General features: G+C 42.0%; 10 protein-coding genes. 4 read left to right on the forward strand and 6 right to left on the reverse strand.

What is annotated here, in order from left to right:
• Window positions 1–246: 246 nt before the first annotated feature.
• The 3 genes from KVY11_RS12130 to KVY11_RS12140 all read left to right on the forward strand — a co-directional run bounded on the left by KVY11_RS12130 (window position 247) and on the right by KVY11_RS12140 (window position 2683).
• Window positions 247–771, forward strand: coding sequence for a GspH/FimT family protein (locus KVY11_RS12130; protein ID WP_218289084.1), 525 nt, complete (start codon window positions 247–249; stop codon window positions 769–771).
• 100 nt (window positions 772–871) lie between these two features.
• On the forward strand, window positions 872–2047 hold the full coding sequence (locus KVY11_RS12135) for an acetyl-CoA C-acyltransferase (protein ID WP_004983123.1): 1176 nt from the start codon (window positions 872–874) through the stop codon (window positions 2045–2047).
• 183 nt (window positions 2048–2230) lie between these two features.
• Window positions 2231–2683, forward strand: coding sequence for a VOC family protein (locus KVY11_RS12140; RefSeq protein ID WP_218289085.1), 453 nt, complete (start codon window positions 2231–2233; stop codon window positions 2681–2683).
• A 14-nt stretch (window positions 2684–2697) separates the two neighbouring features.
• Here the strand turns inward: KVY11_RS12140 and KVY11_RS12145 are convergent, their stop codons facing one another.
• The 6 genes from KVY11_RS12145 to KVY11_RS12170 form a co-directional block, all read right to left on the reverse strand.
• Window positions 2698–3051: a multidrug efflux SMR transporter gene (locus tag KVY11_RS12145; RefSeq protein WP_058870222.1), complete on the reverse strand. Its 354-nt coding sequence runs from the start codon at window positions 3049–3051 to the stop codon at window positions 2698–2700.
• Window positions 3052–3154: 103 nt separating this feature from the next.
• Window positions 3155–3640, reverse strand: coding sequence for a DUF934 domain-containing protein (locus KVY11_RS12150; protein WP_218289086.1), 486 nt, complete (start codon window positions 3638–3640; stop codon window positions 3155–3157).
• A complete protein-coding gene (locus KVY11_RS12155; RefSeq protein ID WP_218289087.1) occupies window positions 3633–5276 on the reverse strand; it encodes a nitrite/sulfite reductase in 1644 nt (547 codons plus the stop codon). The genes KVY11_RS12150 and KVY11_RS12155 overlap by 8 nt, the downstream gene beginning before the upstream one ends.
• A 381-nt stretch (window positions 5277–5657) precedes the next feature.
• Window positions 5658–8060 carry a glucose/quinate/shikimate family membrane-bound PQQ-dependent dehydrogenase gene (locus KVY11_RS12160; protein WP_218289088.1) on the reverse strand — a complete coding sequence of 801 codons (2403 nt, stop codon included), beginning with the start codon at window positions 8058–8060 and terminating at the stop codon, window positions 5658–5660.
• 184 nt (window positions 8061–8244) lie between these two features.
• The gene (locus KVY11_RS12165; protein WP_218289089.1) at window positions 8245–9522 is read right to left on the reverse strand and encodes a carbohydrate porin; all 1278 of its coding nucleotides are present in this window, start codon (window positions 9520–9522) and stop codon (window positions 8245–8247) included.
• A gap of 119 nt (window positions 9523–9641) precedes the next feature.
• Window positions 9642–10760 carry a CaiB/BaiF CoA-transferase family protein gene (locus KVY11_RS12170; RefSeq protein WP_218289090.1) on the reverse strand — a complete coding sequence of 373 codons (1119 nt, stop codon included), beginning with the start codon at window positions 10758–10760 and terminating at the stop codon, window positions 9642–9644.
• A gap of 209 nt (window positions 10761–10969) precedes the next feature.
• Between KVY11_RS12170 and KVY11_RS12175 the strand changes: the two genes are divergently transcribed.
• Entirely contained in the window at window positions 10970–11980 is a 1011-nt protein-coding gene (locus KVY11_RS12175; protein ID WP_004695134.1) for an AraC family transcriptional regulator, read from the forward strand.
• The last annotated feature ends 61 nt before the right edge of the window (window positions 11981–12041 follow it).

The raw sequence follows: 12041 nt of genomic DNA on the forward strand, positions 1-12041 counted from the left end.
ATTTTTTTTCCAAGTGCTTGATAACTTTAATCAAGTAAATTATTGACAAAATTACTTACAATTTCCGTTGTAATTCGGTAATTTTTTACTCAATTTTTACTTGCGAATAGCTTATTTTCACTTGTCTTACATTTTAACAGCTTTTTAAACAAGTTGAGTACTACTAATTATGTATAAAATTTGTTTGATAAACAAAGCTTTAATAAATAAAAAAATAGCGCCATAACAATAAAACTGGATAACCATATGTTTTTTATCAATAAAAAAGGGTTCACTTTATTTGAACTTATGATCACTATTAGCATTATTATAATCATTTGTACAGTAGCTCTTCCTCATTTTCATCAGTATATGGCAGCACAAGAGCGAACCAAGACACTGAATACACTAAGAAATAATATTCATGCAGCCAAAAACATGGCGAACTTACAACGACAAAATATCACCATTTGCCCAAGTCAAGACCTCGTTCAATGCCAAAATCATCAGTGGAACATGGGCTTTATTGTATTTATCGATAATAATAAAAACCGACGAGTAGATACCAGTGAAACGATTATTCGGACAGAACAACAGCAGCTCAAATATGGCAATCTTGATTGGCGTGGCACACTCAGTCTTCCATCTTTAAGCTTTAAAGCTGAAAATGGCCTCCCCCTTGGCTCAAATGGAACTTTCTATTATTGCTCTATGCAAAGTCAGGATCACTTTAAATTAGTCATGAGCAAAATGGGGCAGACCCGCACAGAACGACTCAATACCTGTAACTAGACCCATGAGTCCATAATCACGTTTTCAGCTTTTCTCTCGAGCAAATTTGCATATACTGCTTAAGTTTCCAACAAAACGTATAAGTGATTCGGAGAAGAAAATGACAGACATCGTGATTGTAAATGGTGCTCGTACGGCAATGGGCGGTTTTCAAGGCAGTTTAGCCAGTGTAACCGCTCCAGAACTCGGTGCAGTGACAATTAAAGAAGCGATTGCTCGTGCTGGCCTACACGCAAACGATGTAGAAGAAGTAATCATGGGCTGTGTTCTACCTGCTGGTTTAAAACAAGGCCCTGCACGCCAAGCTATGCGCCAAGCAGGTTTACCTGATTCAACAGGTGCCGTGACCATCAATAAACTCTGTGGTTCTGGCATGAAAGCAGTAATGCAAGCAGCAGACATGATCAAAGCAGGTTCAGCAAATATCGTGGTTGCAGGTGGCATGGAGTCGATGACCAATGCTCCTTATATTTTAACCAAAGCACGCGCAGGCTACCGTATGGGGCATGGCGATGTTAAAGACCACATGTTCCTTGATGGCTTAGAAGATGCAGAAACAGGTCGATTGATGGGTTCTTTTGCACAAGATATGGCCAATACCCGTGGCTATACGCGTGAGCAAATGGATGCCTTCGCGATTCGCTCTTTAGAGCGTGCACAAACAGCGGTCAACGAAGGTTACTTTGCCGATGAAATCGTGCCTGTGACAGTTTCATCTCGCAAAGGAGATGTTGTCGTTGATAAAGATGAACAACCATTCAATGCCAATATTGCAAAAATTCCAAGCCTTCGCCCTGCTTTTGCTAAAGATGGCACCATCACTGCAGCAAATGCAAGCTCAATCTCAGATGGCGCATCCGCACTAGTTTTAACGTCAGCAGAAAATGCATCGAACAAAGGTTTAGCACCATTAGCGAAAATTGTGGCTTATGCATCCAATTCACAGCATCCATCAGAGTTCACCATTGCACCAGTCGGTGCAATTGAAAAAGTGCTTAAGAAAACAGGTTGGAATGCACAGGACGTAGATCTTTGGGAAATCAATGAAGCTTTTGCGATGGTGACCATGTGTCCAATCGATGACTTCAAACTTGATCCTGCAAAAGTGAACATCAATGGTGGAGCTTGCGCATTGGGTCACCCTGTCGGTTCAACCGGTTCACGTATTATCCTGACTTTGATTCATGCGCTTAAACGCACAGGTGGTAAAAAAGGGATTGCAGCACTCTGCATCGGTGGGGGTGAAGCAACTGCTGTAGCGATTGAATTACTTTAAGATTCAAGCAACTTTCTTTTATTGACATATTTTATACAATGAAAGACTGGATGATTAGCTGATATAAAAGCGACATTTATGAAAATCCCTCGACTGCGAGGGATTTTTTATTACAAGATTGTATTAGGGTCGATCTTAACGACTTGTTAAAATAACGACGAAAAAAACAACAAGGATAAGACAATGCAACTGAATCACTACCTCAACTTTGATGGTCAAACTGAAGCCGCTTTTAATTTTTACAAGTCTGTCTTTGGTGGAGAGTTTGCAACGTTCATGCGTTATGGAGACTTACCTTCAGATGAAAGTTCAGTTACCCTTTCCGACGCTGACCAACAAAAAATCATGCATGTTTCGCTTCCCATCAATGCCAGCACGATTCTGATGGCTTCGGATACCAATGATCAGTTTTGTGCCCAAACCAATACTGTTTTTACTGTAGGCAACAACCACTATATTTCCATTAACTTAGATGCCCATGAACAAGCCGATGCAAAACGCTTTTTTGATGCACTTTCAGCCAATGGAAAAATAGAGATGCCTCTAGAGAAAACATTTTGGGGCGCACTCTATGGTGCATTTACCGATCAATTTGGAGTGAAGTGGATGGTGAATTGCCAATTAGAAGAAGGATAAAATGCATCTTCTTTTTAAACATCAATATTTGAGAATTGCGCAATAATAGTGAGCCCCAAGGTAATAAAACCGATACCGAGCCATCCAGCCAAATCGATGTTCTGCCCTAAAAATGCTTTAGCAAGAAGTGCTGTGGCAATGACACCAATGCCAGACCACAGCACATATAAAATTCCCGCTTGCATAAATTTTAAGGCATAGGCGGCACACGCAAAAGAAATCATGTAAAGCACCAGTGCAATACCTTGATCCAATTTATTGACCAAGCCATTACCTTTTGCGGAATAAAAAGTCGAAAGCACATCTGTAGCAATAGCAATAAGTAACCAAATGACACCGGGATTAATTTTTGCAAAAAGTGCCATCATGTCCATTTTACCTGCTTCTTTTTCTTCAATTTGTTCATCAAAAATGCTGCGTATAAATACAAAAAAGCTGGACCAAAGTCCAGCTTTTTATTCACTTGAAAATTTAAGCGCCCGTTTGATAACTGGCTTGTGCAACGGCTGTTGATGCTTGATATGGATTTCTAAAATCATTTAAACCCGCAGCAGCTTCAAGAATGTCTTTACCTTCTTTAATAACAAAGGTATCAAAGCCTGAACGTTTCATGTAATTCAAGACATCTTTAAACACATCACCTGTTGCGCGTAGTTCACCTTGGAAACCTTGGCGACGTAATAGCGCTGCAAATGAATAGCCACGACCATCGTTAAAGCCCGCAAAATCAATAAAGATGGCATCTAGCTGATCTAAAGGGAACTCATGCGTTTCAGGAGAGGCATCAACTGTAACAAGGAGTGCTTTTTTACCTGAAACTTGAGCCAATTGATCTAACTGCTCAACCGTTAAAACCACATCACCTTGCGGTAAAACACCACCTTCACCAATCACATGATAAGTATTGTCTGCAATCGAGCCATCTTTAGAGAGGACTTGTAGTGCGAGATTAAGCATATGCACGCTCCTTAAAGGGTTGAATGCCCACACGGCGATAAGTATCGATGAATTCTTCACCCTCAGCACGAAGGTCAAGATAGGTGTTTAAAATTTCTTCAACAATGTCTGGCACAACTTCAGCTGCAAATGATGGGCCTAAAATGTCACCAATTGAAGCATCATGATCTGCATTACCACCCAAAGTGATTTGGTAGAATTCAGCGCCTTTTTTGTCTACACCTAAAATACCAATATTGCCCACATGGTGGTGACCACATGCATTCATACAACCTGAAATATTCAGATCCAGTTTGCCAAGGTTATAAATGATATCTAAGTCATCAAAACGACGTGAAATCGCTTCTGAAATAGGAATTGATTTCGCATTTGCCAGTGAACAGAAGTCACCGCCTGGGCAGCAAATAATGTCGGTTAAGAAACCAATGTGCGCACGAGCTAAATTGTTTTTCTCAAGAATAGTCCACAGTTCAAACAAATCTTTCTGCGGAACATCCACCAAAGAAATATTTTGCTCATGCGTGGTCCGCAGTTCACCAAAGGTGTATTTGTCTGCAAGGTCTGCAATCAAATTCATCTCTTCCGTGGTCACGTCACCCGGTGCAATACCCGTACGTTTCAACGAAATCGTTACAATACGGTAGCCCTTCACTTTATGAGCATTGGTGTTGATATTGAACCACTGTTTAAATTTCGGATGTGCAGCAAACTGTTCAGAAAAATCTTCATCTGCATAATCTTGATAATCAAACGGTATAAATTCTTCGTCTAATTTTTGTAAAATTTCAGGCTGAATTTTTAAAGTTTTAATGGTGTGCGCAAACTCAGCTTCGACTTTTTCAGCAAAAACTTGAGGCGTCAACGCTTTCACCAAAATCTTAATACGTGCTTTGTATTTGTTATCACGGCGACCATGTAAGTTATAAACACGCAGTACTGCTTCTAAATAAGCAATTAGGTCTTCACGTGGCAAGAAGTCACGAATGAAACTACCAATCACAGGGGTACGACCTAAGCCACCACCGACTTTAATTTTATAGCCGATCTCACCTGATGCATTTTTAACGATATACACACCAATATCATGGAATGAGGTCGCTGCACGATCGGTTTCTTCAAGTGCTGATACAGCAATCTTGAACTTACGTGGCAAGAAAGCAAATTCTGGGTGGAAGGTTGACCATTGACGGATCAATTCACACGTTGGACGTGGGTCAGCCACTTCACCTGCAACCACACCCGCATATTGGTCTGTAGTCGTGTTACGAATACAGTTACCCGAAGTTTGGATCGCATGCATTTGTACAGAAGCTAGCTCTTGAAGCATGTCTGGAACATTTTCTAGCGCAGGCCAGTTAAACTGAATATTCTGACGCGTTGAAACGTGTGCATAACCACGGTCAAACTCAGTTGCAAGTTCTGCAACTTTGCGCAATTGCGTTGAGTTCATTAAGCCATAAGGCACAGCAATACGTAACATTGGTGCATAGCGTTGTACATAGAGACCGTTTTGAAGACGTAATGGGCGGTACTCATCTTCAGTGAGTTTTCCAGCTAAATAACGTTCCGTTTGGTCACGGAACTGTGCAACACGTTCATTGATCAGTTGCTGATCGAAATCAGTATATAAATACATGGCGTACAGCTAGTAGTTTCATTATAACGGCTGACAGCATAACGAGATTTAAACTATCAACAAAATGCGTTTTTTACATATTTCATAGCTGTTTTATTGATAAGGATAAGTAGATGTACTGTTTGTCCCTAATCCTAAAGGTTTTTTCTGATTAAAGTATTTTTTATTAGATACTTATACATTATTCAGCTAACTCCGTTCAGCTGATCACATACACACTAATTCATTCATTGCTACCACGTAAATTTTAAACTCGGCTTATCTGGGTAGAACTCAATTTTTCTATTCTTTCCTCCTCGTCACTTTGCCCTTTTAAACCGACTGCATATAAAAATAGCCTGACGAATCAGGCTATTTTAAAGTTTAAATAACTACAGACGATTATTTTGCATCGGGTAAGGCATACGCCACCAAAGCATCTCCCATCTTAGTACCAAATGAACCATGACCACCCGCCATAATGACCACATACTGTTTGCCATTGGCTTCATAGGTCATTGGTGTTGCTTGACCACCTGCTGGTAGACGACCTTTCCAAAGTTCATCACCATTGGTCACGTTGATGGCACGGATATAATTATCCTGCGTACCACCGACAAACATCACATTACCCGCAGTTGAGATTGAACCACCAAGCATAGGAACCCCCATTTTAAATGGTGGTAATTGAATCCCCGGTAAGCTGTCACGGATCGTACCAATACGACGTTTCCATGCAACTTCGTGAGTATTTAAATCCACACCCGCCACAAAGCCCCAAGCAGGCTGTTTACATGGCAAACCAAATGGAGACAAGAACGCACTGATCTCTACACCGTAAGGCACACCATACATCGGTTGTACACCCGCTTCGGTGCCTGCACCTTTGGCTGTTTTCGGACGGTTTGGATCGGCTGGAATGAGTCGAGAAACAAACGGTAAACCGATTGGGTTCATCACCGCGATTTGACGATCAGGGTTAACGGACATACCGCCCCATTCAAATACACCCAAGTTGCCTGGGAAAACTAAAGTTCCATTTTCCGAAGGTGGGGTATAAATACCGTCATAGTTCAGTTTGTGGAAAGACACACGGCACATCAACTGGTCAAACATGGTTGCACCCCACATTTGCTTATCCGTCAGTTTCTCTTTTGGCGCAAGGTCAAAGTCAGAGAAAGGTTGTGTCGCAGAGTAACGCTCACCTTTGGTTTGCGGCCCACGTTTCACTGTTTGTGGTACAGGTTTTTCTGTAATTGGAACAATGGCTGCACCAGTACGACGGTCTAGAACAAAGGCATTACCTGTTTTCGTTAATACGTAAATGGCAGGAACCATTTTGCCTGACTTATCTTTAATATCCGTCAATGTCGGCTGTGATGGTACATCCATATCCCACAAATCATGATGCGTGGTTTGGAAGTTCCACACCAACTTACCTGTTGAAGCATTCAGTGCCAGCATTGAGTTAGCATAACGCTCATGCAACTCAGTACGGTTACCGCCCCAAATATCTGGCGTACCCACACCCGTTGGAATGTAAACCATATCCAAGGCTGCATCATAGGCTAATGGTGCCCATGCATTCGGTGAGTTTTGAACATACTTTTGACCTGGAGCTGGAATCGCGTTCGGATCTTCTGCACCTGTGTCAAAGACCCACAACAATGCGCCGGTATTTACATCATAACCACGGATCACACCTGAAGGTTCTTCAGTTGAATAGTTATCTGTGGTTGAACCTGCAATAATAATCGTCGTGCCTGTGACCACAGGTGGCGACGTTGGAATATAACCACCCGGATAAGGGAACGGCATATCTTTTTGTAAGTCAACTTCACCGTTTTTACCAAAGTCAGTACAACGCTCACCAGTATCAGCATTGATAGCAACCAAACGGCCATCATTGACAGGTAAAATCACTTTTTTTGGACATTCAGTCGATGTTGATTTTTTTGAAGCCAAACTGGTTTCAAAACCAGCCGTATTGTTTGCATCATAATAAGACACGCCACGACAGGTTAAATGCTGAAAAGTATTGTCCGCTTTGAGTTTCGGATCAAAAGTCCATTTCGCCTTACCTGTAGCAGGTTCAAGTGCAACCAGTTTTTGGTGCGTGGTACAGATATACATATTGTCCCCAACTTTAATTGGGGTGACCTGATTGGTGGTTTCACCAGAGTCATTTTCTGTTTTAAAGTCGCCTGTGTTATAGGTCCAAGCAACTTTTAAATCCTTAACATTCTCAGAATTAATTTGCGTTAAAGGAGAATAGCGCAAGCCAGATTGAGTACGGCCATATGCAGGCCAGTCGCCATCAGCAACACCTGGAATGGACTGCGCGGTTGCAGGCTGCTTACTGCTCAGTTCACCTCGAATTTCTTGAGGGTCATTAAACACAGCATAGATCATCACTGCAATGGTAATTGCCAGTGAACCTGTTAAAGCAATTTTTGCACCTTTAGCATTGTCAAATCCACGTGTGACCGCCGGAATGAGTAACCATAAGCCAAATAAACCAAGGATATCTAAACGTGGCGCCAAGGCAAAGAAGTCTGAACCCACTTCCCATAAGCCCCAAACCACTGTACCCAAGACCAACAACGCATAAACGATTAATGCCGTACTTTTTAATTTTTGCAGTAGAACTGCAGTCGCGATGAAGAGTAAACCTGCAATGATGTAGTACCAAGACCCACCAAGTACTGCAAGATAAATCCCTCCTATCAGCAGGACTAAACCAAAGATCACAGCAATCACAGCTGTAAAAGTTTTAAGCCCTGAACCTGAAGACGGAGTACTCATATTGACCACCTTTTTCTTAGATTCTGTTAAAAGCCCATATCGTTTCAATATCGATATGAGCACCTAGACAGTTTTTAGATTTTAAGTATCTGTCCAAACGACTTATTTCGAACAGTTTTATGCTTTGAACAACCGTAAAAAGTATTTATCAACCTTGTTGGACAAATACTTATCGATCTAGAAACTAAAATGCGGTCTGGAATTTAATTCCGCCGACCCATGCATTTTCACCATTTTTATACGCGCCTACATGGCGGATATATTGGATATTGGGACGAATGGTTAACCAGTTGGCTGCATGTATACCGTAGTAAATCTCGGCATCATATTCTTCACTTTGTAAGCCACGAGCATCGACGCTGTTATTGGTAATATTCACGTCATTGACATCATCATTAATATTGATACGGGCTAGGCCAATCGCGATTTCATCTTGAGGGCGAGCATCAAAAGCGCCTTTATAGACCACACCAATATTCTGCATGTCGCGAACCGTATTGGTATCTGAGTCATGTAGCGTGAGATTCACAAAACCTGTTAAACCACGTGCAGCATCACCGTGATGTGCTGTGAGTTGCTGCTTGGCAACAACCCAGCCGCCTTGTTTATGTGAGGTTTGCTGTGGGTTTTGAATGTCTGTGGCATCTGCCGAACTGTAGTAATAACCCACACGATATTCGCCGGGTAATTTTTCAGCCCCTAACTGAGGAGACCACACCACTTCAGCAGGAATAATAGCCCCCTGCGAACCGTCGGTACTTAAGTTCCAGCCTTTGCCACGTTCTAAGTTTTCAGGGTTATATTCATACACCCCGACTTGTGCATACAGATCTGGCCGAAGGTTGTATTTGACTCGCGCAGCCCATTGGCTGACAGGCCAGTTGTACCACTGGTCACCGACCCAGTTACCAACTTGAGAGCCACAGAGCGCAAGGTTTTGGAAATCACAATCGAAACTGTTGAAGTCTTCACCTTCACCAAAACGACCGACTTTGATGTCTAACTTTTGATCCATGAACTTTTTCTTAATCCACAAATCAGTTAAACGCCACGTTTGACCACGTCCCCACACTTCTTGAGTGGAACTTAAATGCCCATCTAAAGCATCGGATGTTTGAGAAAGTGAACGCCCATTGCGTTGGGTAATGGTGATTTGGGCCTCAGTATCCTGCCAGCCCAAAATTTTGTCTAAATCGAAGTGCGTACCAAATGCAAACTGGTCTGCATATTCGGTACCATGACTTGAAGAATGTGAGGCATCGAGCAATGTTGCCATTTCACCCGTATAGCCAAAGCTAAAGTCGTAGCCTTTTTGTTGCAATGCGCTGCGCTGACCATTCCAGTCACCCAGCATCCAAGGGCTTTCTGCCTCAAAGGCATTTGCAGCATACACACTTTGAAAGCAGCAACTGAGCGCTAAGAGACTGAGGTTAAAACACCAACTTCTTTTACATTTATTCATAATTGGTGACCTTTCTTACAAAATTACAACTAATCGATATGATACGCTTTATTTGTATAAAAACCCATTTTATGACGTTTTGTTGTTTTAAATCTATTCAAATTATCGCTATATGATATTTACAAGAAATCAAAACCAAGTGGTTTGCCTATAAATTCATATCTTATTTTTGAACGTGAAAACTTAATTGGACAAGCTAATTGTTGTTCGCTTTTTGTACTCCCCTCTTGTAAAGGTACAGAAACCACCCATGCACGATCTTTGGCCAACTGCGAATCGAGTGCTTCATCCAACTTTAATACAGGCTCAACGCAGACATCTTGCTGCTGAAAAATTGCGTTCCACGTGGCAAAATCTTGGGTTTTAATTTTGTCTTTTATTGCTTGTTTCACCACCTGACGGTCATCAGTTGCCAATGAAGCTCCTTTTTCAGCCACAATTGGCAATTCTAAAATCTGGGCCAACCCATGTAAAAACTGTGGCTCTAAGCTCCCAATCGATAAATAACGTCCATCTTGCGTTTCATAATAGTCATAAAAAGTCGCACCATTGAGATAGCTTTGCTCGGGCCCTTGTTTTTCCTGTCCTGCTAAGCTCGCAGCTGCGGCCATGCTGCTGAGCCCCACCACACAGTCGGTCATAGAAATATCAATATACTGCCCCAAACCACTCCGCTGTCTTTCAATTACTGCGGCTAAAATTCCAATCACACTATGCAAAGAGCCACCTGCAATATCCGCAATTTGAATCCCCATTGGTGGTGGTCCACTGTGCTGTCGGCCACTATGTCCCGCGATCCCTGACAAAGCCACATAGTTGATATCGTGTCCTGCTTTATTTTGATACCCTCCTGTTTGCCCATAACCCGTAATGGAACAATAGATCAAGCGCGGATTAATTTCAGATAAGGTCTGATAATCGAGCCCTAATCTTTGCATCACACCTGGACGGAATTGTTCAATCACAATGTCATAGTCTGAAATTTTCGATTTGATCAGTTCAATATTGGCAGGATCTTTCAAATCCAGAGCGACAGCATGCTTATTTCGGTTGAGATAACTATGTGCAGTGGCCTGTCCATTGGCATAAGGTGGCATTAAACGGATCAGATCGGGGCGGGTTGGAGACTCGATGTGGATCACTTCTGCACCTAAGTCTGCTAAGTACATTGTTGCAAAAGGTCCGGGTAAAAGTGTAGAAAAATCGAGAACTTTCAATCCTTTCAATGCCATATCCATGTTTATTTTCTCTTTTTATGTTGATTTTTTAGCTATTTTAGAAATATAAAAGCAACAAAACAATGTCATGTTCAGCCATTTACCTTGATCATTTCGGCAATTTAACATGTAAAAAGGCAAAAAACTTTAGTGTAAATTGCCTAAAATACTTTTTTTAGCGTCATTTAGGTCAAACGCAAGTGAATATAAAAGAGACTGAAGGATTAAATATGAGCCGCGATACCATTAGTATCCATTTCGTCAATGCGGCTTTAACTGGCGTAAAACGTCTCGGCATGGATGTCGAAACATTACTTTCTCACGTAGGGATTGAGGCAGAACTGCTGCGTCAACCTAAAGCCCGTATTTCTCCAGAACAATATACTCGCTTCGTTAAAATGTTATGGATGGTGACCCAAGACGAACATGTTGGCTTCGATAAGCAACCACGTCGTTTAGGTACGTTTGCCATCATGTGTCAGCTGATTATTCATGCCAAAACCTTAGGTGATGCTTTAGAACTGTCTTCACAGTTTTATAAACTGTTTGGCGATGAGTGGTCGGTGACATTAGAGCGCGACAAGCATGAAGCTCGTCTTGTTCCTCAGATTCCGAAATCGATGGACCCAGATCACTTCATTACCGAAAGTATGCTGATGATTTGGCATGGTCTCGCATCTTGGTTGATTGAACGTCGTTTACCGCTAGAACGTGTGCACTTTGGGTATGAACGTCCAACCCATGCAGATGAGTACGATGCTCTGTTCTTCGCACCTGTGATGCAGTTCGACATGCCGCGTACCGAAATCACTTTTGCGGCAGATTATTTGGACTTACCAATTCGTCAAAATGAAGAAACGTTAGAAGAGTTTTTAAAAGCCGCGCCTGCACAGTTGTTGGTGAAATTTAAAAACACCAACTCACTCACTTCACGTATTCGTGATGTATTGAAGAGTCAAATTGGTGAGGAAATGCCAACTCTGAATGATGTGGCTTCTATGCTGTATTTATCTCCACAAACGTTGCGTCGCCGCTTAGCTGCTGAAGGTAAAAGTTACCAAGGCGTGAAAGATGCATTACGTCGTGATGCTGCAATCCACCTACTATTGAACCCAGGTTTGACTTTAGAAGATGTGGCACAACAAGTGGGCTTTAGTGAAACCAGTACCTTCCACCGTGCCTTTAAGAAATGGACTGGGGTTACACCTGGTTTATATCGCCAACTACACGGCTATCACTAGTTTTCTAGTTTAACGACGGTTCGGCACATTGCTAAACCCAAGATTTCAATCTTGGGTTTTT

This window comes from Acinetobacter sp. CWB-G5 (genome assembly GCF_019209785.1).
In the GTDB taxonomy this organism is placed as follows: domain Bacteria; phylum Pseudomonadota; class Gammaproteobacteria; order Pseudomonadales; family Moraxellaceae; genus Acinetobacter; species Acinetobacter johnsonii.